Origin of the sequence: uncultured Friedmanniella sp. (genome assembly GCF_964244285.1) — a bacterium.
Lineage (GTDB): Bacteria > Actinomycetota > Actinomycetes > Propionibacteriales > Propionibacteriaceae > Microlunatus.
In genome coordinates this window covers 338878-354860 of the sequence record NZ_CAXTHT010000002.1, presented here as the reverse complement: position 1 = coordinate 354860, position 15983 = coordinate 338878, and the positions used below count along the sequence as shown (strand labels likewise).

15 protein-coding genes and 1 pseudogene are annotated in these 15983 nt (G+C 71.3%); all 16 read left to right on the top strand.

Annotated features, from left to right (window positions below; genetic code table 11):
* The first annotated feature begins 24 nt into the window (after window positions 1–24).
* Window positions 25–990: a substrate-binding domain-containing protein gene (locus ACFE7W_RS05935; protein ID WP_375423869.1), complete on the top strand. Its 966-nt coding sequence runs from the start codon at window positions 25–27 to the stop codon at window positions 988–990.
* 64 nt (window positions 991–1054) lie between these two features.
* Window positions 1055–2119, top strand: a complete 1065-nt coding sequence (locus ACFE7W_RS05930; RefSeq protein ID WP_375423868.1) for an ABC transporter permease — start codon at window positions 1055–1057, stop codon at window positions 2117–2119.
* A gap of 2 nt (window positions 2120–2121) precedes the next feature.
* A complete protein-coding gene (locus ACFE7W_RS05925) occupies window positions 2122–2937 on the top strand; it encodes an ATP-binding cassette domain-containing protein (RefSeq protein WP_375423867.1) in 816 nt (271 codons plus the stop codon).
* A gap of 32 nt (window positions 2938–2969) precedes the next feature.
* Window positions 2970–3740 carry an SDR family oxidoreductase gene (locus ACFE7W_RS05920; RefSeq protein WP_375423866.1) on the top strand — a complete coding sequence of 257 codons (771 nt, stop codon included), beginning with the start codon at window positions 2970–2972 and terminating at the stop codon, window positions 3738–3740.
* A 24-nt stretch (window positions 3741–3764) separates the two neighbouring features.
* Window positions 3765–4802 (top strand): Gfo/Idh/MocA family oxidoreductase, encoded by a 1038-nt coding sequence (locus ACFE7W_RS05915; RefSeq protein WP_375423865.1) that lies wholly within the window; start codon window positions 3765–3767, stop codon window positions 4800–4802.
* A 30-nt stretch (window positions 4803–4832) separates the two neighbouring features.
* Window positions 4833–5777 carry a sugar phosphate isomerase/epimerase family protein gene (locus tag ACFE7W_RS05910; RefSeq protein ID WP_375423864.1) on the top strand — a complete coding sequence of 315 codons (945 nt, stop codon included), beginning with the start codon at window positions 4833–4835 and terminating at the stop codon, window positions 5775–5777.
* A complete protein-coding gene (locus tag ACFE7W_RS05905; RefSeq protein ID WP_375423863.1) occupies window positions 5774–6823 on the top strand; it encodes a Gfo/Idh/MocA family protein in 1050 nt (349 codons plus the stop codon). Before ACFE7W_RS05910 ends, ACFE7W_RS05905 begins: the two co-directional genes overlap by 4 nt.
* A gap of 32 nt (window positions 6824–6855) precedes the next feature.
* Window positions 6856–7827 (top strand): zinc-binding dehydrogenase, encoded by a 972-nt coding sequence (locus ACFE7W_RS05900; RefSeq protein ID WP_375423862.1) that lies wholly within the window; start codon window positions 6856–6858, stop codon window positions 7825–7827.
* Window positions 7828–7957: 130 nt separating this feature from the next.
* Complete coding sequence (locus ACFE7W_RS05895) at window positions 7958–8119, top strand: hypothetical protein (RefSeq protein WP_375423861.1); 162 nt, start codon at window positions 7958–7960, stop codon at window positions 8117–8119.
* Window positions 8120–8262: 143 nt separating this feature from the next.
* On the top strand, window positions 8263–9168 hold the full coding sequence (locus ACFE7W_RS05890; RefSeq protein ID WP_375423860.1) for a S1C family serine protease: 906 nt from the start codon (window positions 8263–8265) through the stop codon (window positions 9166–9168).
* Between the two features lie 198 nt (window positions 9169–9366).
* Window positions 9367–10329, top strand: a complete 963-nt coding sequence (locus tag ACFE7W_RS05885) for an AAA family ATPase (RefSeq protein ID WP_375423859.1) — start codon at window positions 9367–9369, stop codon at window positions 10327–10329.
* A gap of 109 nt (window positions 10330–10438) precedes the next feature.
* Window positions 10439–11299 (top strand): DUF58 domain-containing protein, encoded by an 861-nt coding sequence (locus ACFE7W_RS05880; protein WP_375423858.1) that lies wholly within the window; start codon window positions 10439–10441, stop codon window positions 11297–11299.
* A complete protein-coding gene (locus ACFE7W_RS05875; protein WP_375423857.1) occupies window positions 11296–12273 on the top strand; it encodes a VWA domain-containing protein in 978 nt (325 codons plus the stop codon). The genes ACFE7W_RS05880 and ACFE7W_RS05875 overlap by 4 nt, the downstream gene beginning before the upstream one ends.
* Window positions 12273–13358 (top strand): VWA domain-containing protein, encoded by a 1086-nt coding sequence (locus ACFE7W_RS05870; RefSeq protein WP_375423856.1) that lies wholly within the window; start codon window positions 12273–12275, stop codon window positions 13356–13358. The genes ACFE7W_RS05875 and ACFE7W_RS05870 overlap by 1 nt, the downstream gene beginning before the upstream one ends.
* A 251-nt stretch (window positions 13359–13609) precedes the next feature.
* On the top strand, window positions 13610–14839 hold the full coding sequence (locus ACFE7W_RS05865) for a DUF3500 domain-containing protein (RefSeq protein WP_375423855.1): 1230 nt from the start codon (window positions 13610–13612) through the stop codon (window positions 14837–14839).
* A pseudogene (locus tag ACFE7W_RS05860) lies at window positions 14737–15939 on the top strand (HupE/UreJ family protein); the annotation flags it as partial. The gene ACFE7W_RS05865 and the pseudogene ACFE7W_RS05860, both read left to right, overlap by 103 nt.
* Between the last annotated feature and the right edge of the window lie 44 nt (window positions 15940–15983).

Sequence of the window (15983 nt, the reverse complement as noted above, 5' to 3'; positions counted from 1 at the left end):
ATGAAGATTGTTCAGGTCAAGCGCATGGCGGTTGCGACCGCTGCGCTGGGCGCCGTGCTCGCGGTCAGCGCCTGCAGTGGCGGGGGCGCCGCGAAGGCACCGGCCGACACCGGCGGTGGCGGTGGCGGCAACAGCGGCTACACCTTCGCCATGATCACCCACGAGACCCCGGGCGACACGTTCTGGGACCGCATCAAGGCCGGGGCCAACCAGGCGGCCAAGGACACCGGGTCGACCCTGAAGTACACCTCCGACCCCGACGCCACCAAGCAGGCCACCCTGATCCAGAGCGCCATCGACGCCAAGGTCGACGGCATCGCCACCACCCTGGTCACCCCGGACGCCCTGATCCCGACGGTGCAGAAGGCCGTGGCCGCCGGCATCCCGGTGGACTCGTTCAACTCGGGCACGGACTTCTTCGTCAAGGCCGGGTCCATCGCCCACTTCGCCTCCGACGAGCGGCTGGCCGGCCAGCAGGCCGGCGCCAAGGCCAAGGCGGACGGCGCGACCAAGATCCTCTGCACGATCCAGCAGACCGGGTCCGTGGCGCTGGAGGACCGGTGCGCCGGGGTCAAGGACAGCTTCCCGAACACCGAGAACATCCAGGTCAACGGCGCTGACGACTCCGCCGTCACCTCGGCCCTGCAGGCCAAGTTCGCCCAGGACAAGGACATCAACTGGGTGATCACCCTCGGAGCGGCCCAGTCCCTGGACGCCATCAAGGCCGAGGACGGCGCCGGCAGCACCGCCAAGATCGGCACCTTCGACCTGAACAAGGACGCGGCGCAGGCCGTCAAGGACGGCAAGCTCCAGTTCTGCATCGACCAGCAGCCCTACCTGCAGGGCTACCTGGCCATCACCCAGCTGTACCTCTACAAGAAGAACGGCAACGTGATGGGCGCCGGCAAGCCGTCCCTGACCGGCCCGTCCTTCGTCGACTCCACGAACGTCGACAAGATCCTGCCGTTCATCGACCAGAACACCCGCTAGTCCCCCGGTCGGTGGCCAGGCTCGCCGAGCCTGGCCACCGACCACTCACACCTCGGAGCTGAGCATGAGTCAAACCGTCAAGACCGCGCCGGCGGGTGCACCGGCCGAAGCGTCCAACCGGGTCACCCTCGGTCTGTCCAACCGCCTGCTCGCTCGCCCCGAGATCGGGGCGCTCGTCGCAGCCATCGTCATCTTCATCTTCTTCCTCATCGTGGCGCCTTCGTTCCGGTCCGCGCCCTCGCTGTTCACCGTGCTGTACCAGTCCTCCACCATCGGCATCGTCGCCGTGGCGGTCGGCCTGCTGATGATCGGTGGTGAGTTCGACCTCTCGGCCGGGGTCATCACCACCACCGCCGGCCTGTTCAACGCGATGTTCTGCTACCAGCTCGGTATCAACCTCTGGGTCGGAGCGATCCTGAGCCTGATCTTCTGCCTGGGCATCGGCTTCTTCAACGGCTACATGGTGATGCGGACCGGCATCCCCAGCTTCCTGATCACCCTCGGCAGCTTCTTCGTCCTCCAAGGTGCCAACCTCGGGGTCACCAAGCTCGTGACCGGTTCGGTCTCCGGCCCGAACACCACCCAGATGGCGGGGTCGAAGTCGCTGCAGTTCATCTTCGCCCACGTCTTCCAGATCGGGCCGGTCCAGCTCAACATCACGGTGATCTGGTGGCTGATCTTCGCGGTGCTGGCGGCCTACATCCTGCAGCGCACCCGGATCGGCAACTGGGTCTACGCCGTCGGCGGCAACGCGGCATCAGCCCGGGCCGTCGGTGTCCCGGTCACCCGGGTCAAGATCGGCCTCTTCATGACGGTGTCCTTCCTCGGCTGGTTCACCGGCATGCACTACCTCTACAACTTCAACGTGCTGCAGGCCGGCAACGGCGTGGGCAACGAGTTCCTCTACATCATCGCCGCGGTGGTCGGCGGGACGCTGATGACCGGCGGCTACGGCAACACGATCGGCGTCGCCATCGGCTCCTTCATCTTCGGCATGACGAGCCTCGGCATCGTCTACGCCGGCTGGGACCCGAACTGGTTCCGCGCCTTCCTCGGCGTGATGCTGCTGCTCGCCGTGCTCGTCAACCTCTACGTCAAGAAGCTCTCGACGACGCGAAAGGTGGGTTAACGATGACCGACACCCTGCAGGAGCACGCCGACCCGAACCTGAGCAAGGGCGAGTCGCTCGTCCAGATGGTCGACGTGGGCAAGACCTACGGCGCCATCCGGGCCCTCAAGGGCATCAACCTGACCGTCAACGCCGGCGAGGTCTCCTGTGTCCTCGGCGACAACGGCGCCGGCAAGTCGACGCTGATCAAGATCATCGCCGGCCTGCACCCGCACAACGAGGGCCAGGTGCTCGTCGACGGGCAACCCGTCTCGTTCTCCTCTCCCCGCGAGGCGCTGGCCCACGGCATCGCCACCGTCTACCAGGACCTCGCCGTCGTGGGCCTGATGGAGGTCTGGCGCAACTTCTTCCTCGGTTCGGAGATGACGGGCAGCAAGTTCCCGCTGTCGGGGCTGAAGACGAAGGAGATGAAGCGCATCGCCGACGAGGAGCTGCGCAAGATGGGCATCGTCGTCAAGAACATCGACCAGCCCATCGGCGAGCTGTCCGGTGGTCAGCGCCAATGCGTGGCCATCGCCCGGGCGGTCTACTTCGGAGCCCGGGTGCTCATCCTCGACGAGCCGACGGCCGCACTCGGCGTCAAGCAGTCGGGAGTGGTGCTCAAGTACACCGCCGCAGCCCGTGACGCAGGACTGGGCGTGGTCTTCATCACCCACAACCCGCACCACGCGTTCCTGGTCGGCAACCACTTCATCATCCTGAAGCTCGGCCAGGCCGTGCTGGACAAGAAGCGGTCCGAGGTGACCCTCGACGAGCTCACCCGCCAGATGGCCGGTGGTGACGAGCTCGCCGAGCTGTCGCACGAGCTCCAGCGCTGACCCGGCCCACCCGAACGAGAAAAGATCATCCGATGTCACTCCTGACCGCGAAGGTCGTCCTCGTCAGTGGTGGCACCCAGGGGGTAGGAGCAGGCATCGTCCGGGCCGCGGCTCGTGAAGGCGCGAAGGTCGCCTTCACGGGCCGTCGACCCGAGGCCGGGGACCAGCTCGTCGCCGAGCTCGGTGTCGACGTCGCGACGTTCGTCCAGGCCGACCTCGCCGACCCCGAGCAGGCGCTGAGCTCGGTGCGTGAGGTGGTCGCCCGGCTCGGCCGGGTCGACTGCCTGGTCAACTCCGCCGGCCTCACTACGCGCGGAACGCTCCTCGACACGACCCCGGCGTTGTTCGACGCCCAGGTCGCGGTCAACCTGCGGGCACCCTTCTTCACCATGCAGGCCGCCGTGGCCGACATGGTGAGCCGCGGCGCGCCGGGCACCATCGTCAACATCATCTCGATGGCCGCCCACGGCGGCCAGCCGTACCTGGCGCCCTACGCCGCCGCCAAGGCGGGGCTGGTCGGGTTGACCCGCAACGCGGCCTTCGCCCACCGGTGGGACAAGATCCGGATCAACGGCCTCAACATCGGTTGGACGCAGACCGAGGGCGAGGACGACATCCAGCGCCGCTTCCACGGCGCGGACGACGACTGGCTGGTCGAGGCGTCGCAGAAGCTGCCGATGGGCAAGCTCGGCCAGGTCGACGAGATCGCCGACTTCGTCGTCTTCCTGCTGTCCGGACGCAGCGGCGTGGTGACCGGCTCGGTCATCGACTGGGACCAGGTCGTGATCGGACCCTATGAGTGAGCGACGAGACGGGGGCTGCTCGCCGTGCGGCTCGGCCTGATCGGGCTCGGGCGGATCGGCGCCTTCCACGCCGAGACGCTGGTGGGGCTGGAGGCCGTCGACTCTCTCGTCGTCCACGACCAGGCTCCGGCGCTGGTTCGCGCCGTCACCGAGCGGCTGCCGACCGCTGAACCGGCGTCGTCGGTGGCCGGGCTCCTCGCCTCCGGCGTCGACGGTGTGGTGATCGCCGCCTCCACCGCCACGCACCCGGAACTGATCCTCCGCTCGATCGCCGCCGGCCTCCCGACCTTCTGCGAGAAGCCGATCTCCGCCGACCCGGAGGCGGGTGCGGAGGTCCTGCGACAGTCCTCGGCGAGCAGCGTGCCGGTCCAGATCGGCTACCCGCGCCGATTCGACAGCGCCTTCGTCGAGGCCCGTCGTGCCGTGGCGGCCGGCGAGCTCGGGAGCCTGCACACGGTGCGGGCGACCGGCATGGACCCGGCCCCTCCCCCCGACGCCTACGTCGCCACGTCCGGCGGCATCTTCCGGGACTGCAGCGTGCACGACTTCGACGCGGTGCGGTTCGTCACGGGCCAGGAGGTGGTCGAGGTCTACTCGACAGGCTCCAACCAGGGCGCGCCGGTCTTCGGCGAGCACGGCGACGTGGACAGCGCCGCGACCGTTCTCACGCTGGAGTCGGGCACCCTGGCCGTGGTGTCGAACTCCCGCTACAACAGACGCGGCCACGACGTGCGGCTGGAGCTGCACGGCTCGAAGGACAGTGTGGCCGCCGGGATCGAGCCGAGCTGGCCGATCCGCTCGACCGAACCGTCGACGACGTTTCCGGACGGGCCCCCGCACTACTTCTTCCTCGACCGGTTCGCCGACGCCTTCACTCGTGAGCTGAGTGCCTTCACCGACCTCGTGGCCGGCCGGATCGCGAGCCCGTGCACCGTCGCCGATGCGGTCGAGGTCGGCTGGATCGCCGAGGCCGCGACGCTGTCCCTGCACCAGCACCGTCCGATCAGGCTCGACGACATCCGCGACCGGCACACGGGCCGAAGTCGCCCCCTCGCCAGTTAGACAGGGTGTTCGCTCAGCGATAATGTCGGGGTGGCCGCCGTTGCTGCCCGACCGCCCACCCGGATCCTCACAGGAGAGCTCGTGGCCAAGAACGTCGTCATCGGAACCGCCCCCGACTCCTGGGGGATCTGGTTCGCCGATGACCCGCACCAGACCCCGGCCGGCCAGTTCCTCGACGAGGTCGTCCAGGCCGGGTACGAGTGGATCGAGATCGGGGCCTTCGGTTACCTGCCCACCGATCCCGGCCAGCTGAAGGACGAGCTCGACGTCCGCCGGCTGAAGGTCTCGGGGGGGACGACCTTCGCTCGGCTGCAGCACCCCGGCAGCATCGACGAGGCCTGGGCCCACGTGGCGCCCATCGCCGCGTTGACCGCGGCGATGGGGGCTGAGCACCTGGTCGTCATCCCCGACCTGTGGCGCGATGACCTGACGGGCCTGGAGAAGGAGTCACGCACCCTCAGCAGCGCCCAGTGGACCGCTCTCACCGAGGGCCACAACGAGCTCGGGCGACGGATGCTCGAGGAGTTCGGGGTCCACTCCCAGTTCCACTCCCACGCCGACAGCCACGTCGGTTACCAGCCCGACGTCGAGCGGTTCCTCGAGTCCACCGACCCTGCCTACGTCAACCTGTGCCTCGACACCGGCCACATCGCCTACTACGGCGGTGACTCGGTCGAGCTCATCACGAAGTACCCGGAACGGATCGGGTACCTGCACCTCAAGCAGGTCGACGCGGAGCTGGCGGCCCGCGCGCTCGCGGAGGACATCTCGTTCTCCCAGACCGTCCGGATGGACATCATGGTCGAGCCGCCCTCCGGCGTCCCGGACCTCGCCGAGGTGCTGCGGGCCGCCGAGCAGCTGCCCCGGGACCTGTTCGCGATCGTCGAGCAGGACATGTACCCGTGCTCCCCCGACCGGCCGCTGCCCATCGCGCGTCGCACGTACACCTACCTGGCGAGCTGTCTCCCCTCGTGAGCGCGTTCCCCGACGTCCTGCCGGTGGCGCGGACGCCCGACCCCCGCAGCGCACCGTCGCTGAGGTGGGGCGTCCTGGGCACCGGCTGGATCAGCGAGCGGTTCGTCACCTCGCTGCAGCGCCACTCCAGCCAGCGGGTGGTCGCCGTGGGCTCGCGGAGCCAGGCCTCGGCTGACTCCTTCGCCCAGCGCTTCGGCCTCGAGCGGGCGTACGGGACCTACGACGCCCTCGTGAACGACAGCGGGGTCGACGTGGTCCACATCGCCACCCCGCACGTCGTCCACGCGACGTGCGCGGTGCTCGCGCTCGAGGCCGGCAAGCACGCACTCGTCGAGAAGCCGCTCGCGGCGACCGCCGGCGAGGCCCGGGTCATCGCCGCGGCAGCTGCGGCCGCGGCACGGTTCTGTATGGAGGCGCACTGGACGACCTTCCTGCCCAAGTACGACGTGCTCCGCCAGCTGCTCGACGCACGCGTGCTGGGCCAGGTCCTCGCGGTCGTCGCCGACTTCGGCGAGGCCTTCCCCCCGCAGCACAACGTCTTCCGGCCCGAGCTCGCCGGCGGTCCGATGCTCGATCTCGGGACCTACCTCGTCAGCCTCGTGGTCAACGTCCTCGGCCCGAAGCCGGAGAAGGTGCAGGCGGTCAGCTCGACGCTCGGCCTGGGAGTCCCGGCCCAGACCGCGATGATCATGAGGTACGGCGAGCAGCAGGCCGTCCTGCACGCCACGATCCTCACCAACACCCCGAGCACCGCCACGATCGCCGGGACCGACGCGTCCCTGACGATCGACGGCCCCTTCCCCCAGCCGGGAGGGTTCACGCTCACCGCGACCGCGGGCGGGCGCAGCCTGCGGTACGAGGAGGAGCGCACCGCCCACGACGGCGGCCTGCACTACCAGGCCGCCGAGGTCGCCCGGCGCATCAGCAACGGCGAGCTCGAGTCACCGCTGCGGAGCCTCGGGCTGAGCATCGACACCCTCGCCGTCATGGACGAGGTGCGACGGGTGTCCCAGGACGGGCTCGTCGCGCGAGCCGGCGGCCGTTGATGCGGGCGGCCGTCTGGCGGGAGGCGGGACGGGTGTCCGTCGAGGAGCGTCCCCAGCCGGACTGCCCGCCCGGCTGGGTCCTGGTGCAGCCGGAGCTGGTCGGGCTGTGCGGAAGCGACTTCTCGATCGTAGGAGGACACCACGGCCGTGCCGCTCCGCCCCTGGTCCTCGGGCACGAGATGGTCGGCACCGTCGCGGGCTCCGAGCCCGGTAGCCCGCCACCGGGGACGCGGGTCGTCGTCAACCCCCTGTTGCCCTGCGGCCAGTGCTGGTCCTGCCGCAACGAGCTCCCCCACGTCTGCCGCAACCTCCGGCTGATCGGGATCGACCTCGACGGCGCGCTGGCCGAGCTGCTCACCGTTCCCGCCGGCAAGCTGCTGGCCGTCGATCCGGCGACACCGGTAGCCGAAGCAGCGCTCACCGAGCCGCTGGCCGTGGCCGTGCACGCCGTGCGGCGGGCGGCGCTGTCCGCGGAGCAGACAGTGCTCGTCATCGGCGCCGGGCCCATCGGGGTGCTGATCGGTCTGGTCGCCGAGGCAGCGGGATGTCGGGTCATGGTCAGCGAGCCCCACCCCACGCGTCGCCGCCTCGCGACCGACCTCGGACTCGGGACACTCCCGGCCGACGTCGGCCCGCTGGAGGCCTTGTCGGCCGCGACCGGCGGCCAGCTGGCCGACGTCACCTTCGACTGCGCCGGTCGTCCGCCGGTGGCCGCGCTGCTCTCGGCCGTGACGCGCGTCCGGGGCACCATCGTCCTCGCCGGGCTCTACGGCGCTCCCGCAGCGATCGACCTGCACGCCATCACGTTCGCCGAGCAGGCCCTCATCGGCTCCAGGGTCTACACCCACGCCGACTTCGGGCACGCCATCTCGCTCGTCGAGGGCGGCACCCTCGTGCTGGGCCGGCTCGCCGTGCAGACCTTCCCGCTCGACGCCGTCGGCCGGGCCTTCGAGGCAGCACGCCAGGGCGAGACGCTGAAGGTGCTGGTCGACGTCAGGCGATGACGGAAGGGTTTCCCCGCAGGACTGGTCGCTCCGCGGCAGGCGTGGGTCGAGGCCGCGTCCGCGGTTCAGCGTGGCCATCCTCCCCTCCGGGCCGGTGCGCGGTTTCGGGTTGGCTGGCACCCTGAAGGACATGTCCCTCCGTGGTGTCGAGCTCGCCCAGCCGCTGCCGGGGTCCGACTCGGTCCGCGAGCCGGTCCAGCACCGGGTACGGGCGCGCTCCGGCACCGCGACACACGCGGCACCTCAGCCCGAGCGTGCCATGGTCGAAGGACCAGGCGGTCCGGCCCGGTGAGCCGACCCCGCCGACCCGGCTGGTTCTCGAACCTGCGCGAGTCGAAGTCGACCCCCCGTGTGGTCCTGACGGACACTCCCGTCCCGGCAGCCTCCACACCTGAACCACAGCCTGTTGCCAAGAACCTTTCCTACGCTGCCGGCATGGACCGCTCCGGAGCTGGACGGCCGCGCGGGTTCCGCGAGCAAAGCGAGGCCGAGCTCGCTCGGCCGGCGACGGACGTCCAGGGTCCGGCGACCACCCCGGTGCGGGTCGGGTCCGCGGGCCTGGGGTCAGCGCTGGGGCCGCGCCCGGCGTGGCGGTGGGTGCTGGCGGCCGCCGCGCTGCTCGGCGCGCTCGTCCTGGTCATCGCCGTCCTGGCCTTCAGGCTCGGAGCCACCTCCGGCGCGGCGACCGACGCGGCCTCGACCGCGCCGACGCCCACCCCGGCGGCAACGGCCACCCCGCTTCCGGTGCCCGACCTTTACCGCCAGGTCGTGCCGTCGGTCGTGCTGGTCACCACCTCGAAGGGCTCGCTCGGATCGGGCACGGTCGTGACCGACACCGGGACCGTGCTCACCGCCAACCACGTCGTCTCGGGTGGGGGCGGCATCTCGATCGTCTTCGCCGACGGCACCAGGTCCGCCGCGACGATCAGCACCCGGAACCAGAAGACCGACACCGCCACGCTGACCCCGGCCAGGCTGCCCGAGGTCGTGGTCGCCGCGACCGTCGGCGGTGGGGTCGCCGTCGGCGACGACGTGGTGGCCATCGGCAACCCGCTGGGCCTGCGGGACAGCACCAGCGCGGGTGTCGTCTCAGGTCTGGGGCGCACGACGAAGACGGAGGCGGGCTCGGTGTCCGGCCTGATCCAGTTCGACGCCGCCGTCAACCCCGGCAGCTCCGGCGGACCGCTGTTCGACGCCCAGGGGCTGGTCGTCGGCGTGGTGGTCTCGATCGCCGATCCGGGCAAGGACGACGCCTTCGCGGGGATCGGGTTCGCCGTCCCGATCGGCTCGGCACTCGGCGCCGGCACCGGGGCCGGGCCGGGCGAAGGTGGCCAGCTGTGAGCCGGACCCGGCTCGGGTCCGTGTCGGTAACCAGGAGAGGAACGTCATGACGGAGATATCTGGGCGCGCTCCACGTTTCGGGGTCAAGAGCTGCGCCCGATCTCGCTCGTTCGTCGCGGTTGCGGGCGACGGAGCTCGGCGTCGGGCCCGAACCGCGTCTCGCCCGGAACCGCTCCTCACTCCCGAGAGGCTTCGCTGATGACCAACCCGCTCGAGCCCGTGCTGTTCGAGGTGAAGCGCACGATCGTCGGCCAGGACGTGCTGCTCGAACGGATGGCGATCGCCATGCTGGCCGGGGGCCACCTCCTCGTCGAGGGCGTGCCGGGGCTGGCCAAGACCCTGGCGGTGAAGTCGCTGGCCGCCGCGATCGGAGGTGAGTTCCAACGGATCCAGTTCACCCCGGACCTGGTGCCGGCCGACCTGGTCGGGACCCGGGTCTACCACCAGCGCTCCGGCGAGTTCGAGGTGTCGCGCGGGCCGGTGTTCACCAACCTGCTCCTGGCGGATGAGATCAACCGTGCCCCGGCGAAGGTGCAGAGCGCGCTGCTGGAGGTGATGCAGGAGCGCCAGGTGACGATCGGCCGGGAGACTCATCGCCTGCCGGAGCCGTTCCTGGTAATGGCGACCCAGAACCCGATCGAGTCCGACGGCACCTATCCGCTCCCCGAGGCGCAGGTCGACCGCTTCATGATGAAGGTCGTCGTGGGCTACCCCACCGCGCCCGAGGAGCACGCGATTGTCGCGCGGGCCATCCGGCCGGCCGGTCCACCCCAGGTGATGCTCACACCTGAGGACCTGATGGCGATGCGGGCGAGCGTCGGCCAGGTCTACGTCGACCCCGCCGTCGTCGACTACGCCGTCCGGCTCGTCGCGGCCACCCGCTCGCCGGGCACGGTCGGCGCCGGCGACCTGGAGCGCTACGTGACCTTCGGCGCGAGCCCCCGCGCCACGATCGCCCTGGTCCTCGCCGGCCGGGCGCTGGCGTTCCTGAGGGGCCGCGACTACGTGCTGCCCTACGACATCGACGAGGTGGCCCTCGACGTGCTGCGGCACCGGTTGGTGCTGTCGTACGAGGCCCTGGCGGACGACCTCGACGCCGACACCATCCTGACCAGGGTGCTGCGGGCGGTACCGGTGCCGGACGTGGTGCTGCAGCCGTGAAGGCGAGCCCATCCACTAGGGGGACGACCCCCCTGACCCCCCGTACGGGCTCAGCATCACCAGGGGGGACGACCCCCTGACCCCCCGTACAGGCTCGACGCCCGACCGGTTGCTGCAACGGCTGGAGTGGCGCGTCGTCCGCCGGCTGGACGGCCGGTTCCAGGGCGGGTACCGCACCTCGCGCCGGGGCAGCGGTCTCGACCTCGCGGGCCTGCGGCCCTACGTGGACGGCGATGACGCCCGCCACATCGACTGGAACGTCACCGCCCGGCTCGACGAGCCGCAGGTGCGGGAGTTCCACGAGGACCGCGAGCTGACGTCGTGGCTGGTCCTGGACCGGTCGGCGTCGATGGTGGCCGGTGGTCCTGGCCGCGGCAAGCAGGACGTGCTCGCCGAGCTGGCGCTCGTGCTGGCCAGGCTGCTCGGGCGCCACGCCAACCTGGTCGGCGCCGTCCTGTACGACGCCGACGCGGTCCGCGTCGTGCGGCCCCGGACGGGCCGCAACCAGGCGTTGCGGATCGCCCACGAGCTCGAGCGGCCGGCGGAGTCCCGGGCGAGGGTGACGACGGACCTGGGCGCGATGCTCGACGCCGTGACGGCGTTGGCCCAGCGCAGCCTGGTCGTGGTGGTCTCGGACCTGATCGGCACCGGTGCGTGGGAACGCCCGCTCATCCGGCTCGCGCACCGCAACGACGTGGTGGCGCTGCGGGTGGTCGATGACACCGACGACGCGCTTCCCGAGGTCGGCCTGATCGTGGTCCAGGACGCCGAGACGGGCGAGCAGCTGCTGGTGGACTCCGCTGATCCGGTGTTCCGTTCCCGCTTCCGGGCGGGCGTGCAGGAGCGGGAGGAGGCGCTCCGGTCCGGGATGCGCCGGGCCGGGGTGCCGCTGCACCGTGTCGAGACCGGGAGCGACCTCGTCGAGACCCTGCTGGGCCTGGTCGCCGAGACCGGACGGAGGCGCCTATGAGCTTCTCCCATCCCCTGCTGCTCGCGTTCGCCCTGCTGGTCGCCGCGGGGCTGACGACCGGCGCGGTGCTCGCGGCCCGGCGCCGCTACGCGGTCCTCGCCGCCGCAGGGGTCGCGTTACCGGCCGGGCGGCGGATCCACCCCGGCGTATGGCTCTCCCTCGCCGGGGTCGTGCTCCTGGCCGTGGCGTCGGCGGGACCGGCCGCTGCCCTGCCCGTCGCCCGGAGCGCCGGCACGGTCATCCTGGCGATGGATGTCTCCACCAGCATGGGTGCCGCCGACGTCAGCCCGAGCCGGCTCGCCGCCGCGCAGCAGGCGGCGCTCAGCTTCGTCGACGCGCAGCCCGAGAGCGTGGACATCGGTGTCGTCGGGTTCGACCAGGGAGCACTGACGACCTCTCCGCCCGGCGTCGACCGGGTCGCGACCAGAGCCGCCGTGCAGGACCTACGGCTCGCCGGAGGGACCTCACTGGCCTCGGCCATCCTCGGGTCGCTCAGCGCCATCACCGGGAAAGCGGTCACCGTCGGCGAGGACGGCACCCTGCCCGACCTCGGCTCCTGGAGCTCGGCCACGATCGTGCTGTTCTCCGACGGGGAGAACGGCGGCGGCCGGGGCGAGGACGGAGCCGGCGCGCCGGCCACGGCGGCGGCGGCGACGATCGCCCAGAACGCCGGCGTCCACATCGAGACGGTCGGTGTCGGTACCGCCACGGGTGCCACGGTCGAGGTCAACGGCTACCAGCTGCACACGGCGCTGGACACCGACACCTTGACCACCCTCGCGCAGAGCACGGGCGGCAGCTACCACCCCGCCTCCGACGCGGCCCAGCTCGACAGCGTCGCCTCCACCATCGACCTCCGGCTGACCGTGGCCACGCAGGACGTGCCGCTCGCCGGCGGGATCACCGCCGTCGCGCTCGCGCTGCTGGCCGCCGGCGCGCTGCTGACCCTCGCCCGGACGGGAAGGATCGTCTGATGCCGTTCACGTGGCCCTGGGCTCTGCTGTCGCTGCTCCTCGTCCCGCTGGTCGTCGGCGCCGGCTGGCTCCTGCGCCGCCGACGCCGGCGGGCGGCGGTCCGGGTCACCTCGGTCGCCCTGGTGCGCGCCGCGCTGCCCCCACGCACCCGTTGGGTCCGGCTGCTTCCGAGCGCGTTGCTCCTGCTCGGGTTCGCCGTCCTCGGTCTCGGCGCGGCCCGGCCGCAGGCCAGCGTGCCGATCGCGTCCAGCTCGACCACCATTATGCTGGCCATGGACGTGTCCCGCTCCATGTGCTCCACGGATGTGGACCCCAACCGGCTCACCGTCGCGCAGCGCGCGGCGATCTCGTTCATCCAGGCTCAGCGTGCGGGCACGAAGATCGGCCTGGTCACCTTCGCCGGCGTGGCCGGCATGCAGGTGCCGCCGACCGCGGACACCGACAAGCTGATCGAGGCGGTCAACAACGAGACCACGGCGCGCGGGACGGCGATCGGCTCGGCCATCCTCACCTCGCTCGACGGCATCGCCGCCATCGATCCCACCGTGGCCCCGACCGGCGTGGACGCGGAGTCCGCACAGCGGTCGGGCTACGCCGCCGACGTGATCGTCGTGCTGACCGACGGCGCGAACACCCAGGGCGTCGAACCGTCGACAGCCAGCGAAGCGGCAGCCGTCCGCGGCGTCCGCGTGTTCACCATCGGGTTCGGCACCACCACTCCCGCCCAGGCGGCCTGCACCGGCCAACAGGTCAGCGGGGCCGGGGGCGGCTTCGGCGGCGGCGGAGGCTTCGGGGGCGGAGGAGGCGGGGGCGGGGGCCGCAGTCCGCTCGTGGCCGACGAGGGCGCGCTGAAGCAGGTCGCCGACACCACCGGGGGCACGTACTACAAGGCCGAGAACGCCGACCAGCTGCAGACCGCCCTGGCGGACCTGCCCCGCCACGTCTCGCTGGTGAAGAAGCACGTGGACGTCGCGTCGTGGTTCGCGGCCGCGGGAGGCCTGCTCGTGACCCTCGCCATCGGTCTCTCCCTGTGGTGGAACAGGATCCGCGCGCCACGGGGCAACGGGGCCGGCCCCGGCCGGTGACCTGGCTCGACGGGACCGGGCCGCCGGCTCAGCCCCCGGGTCCCCCACCACCGCCCTGGCGACCACCGCCCCGACGAGCTCGTCACGGCGACGAGGAGGGCCCCGCTCTGGGCATCGCCAGGAGGTGACGTCGCCGCCTCTGCGAAACCTGTGGGCGCGAACCGCGACGGTCGCCCCTCGAGGGTCACAGCAGAACCACAGGGAAGACACACCGGAGCGCAGGAAGGCCACGTACCTTTCAGCCCGTGAACGTGAACCCCAGCCCAACCACCTCGACGGCCCCGGTGTCTCGGCGACTGTTCCTCGCAGGCGTGCCGGCCGTCCTCCTCGCCGCAGCCGGCTGCGGTGCCGCGTCGGGGGCGGCCAGCCCGGCGTCCCCGTCCGCGGCCTCGACCGCCTCCGCAGCCGGCCCCGCCGCTTCGGGTGGCGTGGCTGCCCTGGCCCAGGCCTTCTACCGAACCCTCGACGCCGACCAGCAGTCCACCGTGCTCCTGGACTACAGCCTGGCCAACGCCAAGCGGTGGTCCAACCTGCCCCAGGGACTGCTGACCGGTGACGGCGGCGGCATGCCCTCAGGGAGCATGCCGTCCGCAAGCATGCCCAGCGGTGGCCCGGGTGCCGGTTCGGACGCGCCCGGTGGCGGTCCTGGTGGAGGTGGCGGCGCCAGCCAGTCGCGGGTCGGGATCAACCTGGGCGCCCTCGACGACCAGCAGCTGGCCGCGTTCACGACGCTGCTCAAGGCCGCGACCGGTAGCGCGAGCGGCCTCGGCTACGACGAGCTCGAGCAGCAGCTGAACGCGGACGACTACCTCGGCACCCACGGGGGAGGCGACACCTACGGACGGAAGAACTTCTACGTCGCCCTGCTCGGCAGCCCGTCGGACTCCGGCACCTGGGAGTTCCAGTTCGGTGGACACCACATGGCCGTCGCGAACACCTACGTCGACGGCCAGCTGGCCGGGGCCACCCCCTCGTTCCGAGGCGTCGAGCCGAACACCGCCTTCGAGCTGAACGGGAGGACGAACCAGCCGCTCAGGGTCAAACAGGCCGCGTTCACGGCTCTGCTGGCCGGGCTGTCCGCCGACCAGCTCGCCACCGCCAAGCTGACGGACACCTTCACCGATCTCGTGCTGACCCCCGGCAAGGACTGGCAGTTCCCCGCCTCCCGCTCCGGCGTCAAGGTCTCGACCCTGTCGGCGGGACAGAAGAAGCTGACGCTCGCCGCCATCGCGACCTATGTCGACGACATCGCCGACGACGACGCGAAGACCATCCTGGCCAGGTACGAGGGCGAGCTGGACAGCACCTCCGTCGCCTGGTCGGGCACGACCGCCCTGACCGAGCAGAACGACTACGTCCGCATCGACGGCCCCTCGGTATGGATCGAGTTCTCCATGCAGCACGGCATCGTGCTCTCGGGGAACCACCCGCACTCCGTCTGGCGCGACCGGTCGACCGACTACGGCGGAACCAAGAGCTGATGCGTCCGGGGTCCCCTCAGGTGGCACTCGTCCGGCTGCTGAGGGCCGTCGCCGTCGTCCTCGCGTGCGCCTGCGCGGCGCTGCTGGCCGCGCCGGCCGCCTCCGCCCACATGGTGCCCACGTCGAGCGTCCAGCTCGACGTCGGCGCGGATGCGGTCACCGCGCTGGTGTCGATCCCCGTGACCGACGTCGAGGCGGCGAGCGGCCTCGACCTCGGCAGCGGCTCCCAGCCGGAGGTGGACGAGCAGGCTGCGGCAGTCCGCTCCTACCTGCTCGCCCACGTCGAGCCGACGAGCGACGACGGCCGGGCCTGGTCCACCACGGTCGGCGCACTCACGGTGAGCGAGACGGGCAACCCGGCCACGACGGGGGTGTACGCCCAGCTGCAGGCCATCGTGGTGCTGACCCCGCCGGCCGGCGCCGGGGACCGCTCGTTCAACCTCGGCTACGACGCCGTCGTCGATCGCGTCGCCACCCACGTGGTGATCGTCACCGTGCGCTCGGACTGGGCCAGTGGCCACGTCGACGACCCCTACGAGGTCGGCGTGGTCCAGCGCGACACCGTCACCGACACCGTCCAACCGCTGCACGTCGATCTCGGCACGGGCAGCAGCTATCGCGGCTTCCTCAGCATGGTCGCCCTCGGCATGCAGCACATCAGGGAGGGCACCGACCACCAGCTCTTCCTGCTGACCCTGCTGCTGCCGGCTCCGTTGCTCGCGCGCCGCCGCCGGTGGACCGGCGTGGTCTCGCGCGGCCGGGCGTTCCGACGGGTCGGCACCATCACGCTCGCCTTCACCCTCGGCCACTCGACGACGCTTGCTCTCGGCGCACTGGGAGTACCGGTCCCCCAGCACCTCGTCGAAGCGGCCATCGCCGCCAGCATCCTCGTGGCCGCCGGACACGCCCTGCGTCCGCTCTTCCCCGGCCGCGAGGCGCTGGTCGCGGCCGCGTTCGGGCTGGTACACGGCCTCGCCTTCTCCACAACGCTGCGTGACCTCGACCTCCGCGGGTCCCGGCTGGTGCTGTCCCTGCTGGGGTTCAATCTCGGTATCGAGGCGATGCAGCTGATCGTGGTCGCTCTCGTCCTGCCGCCGCTGATCCTGCTCGCTCGTTGCGGGCGCTACCGGACCCTGCGGGTGGT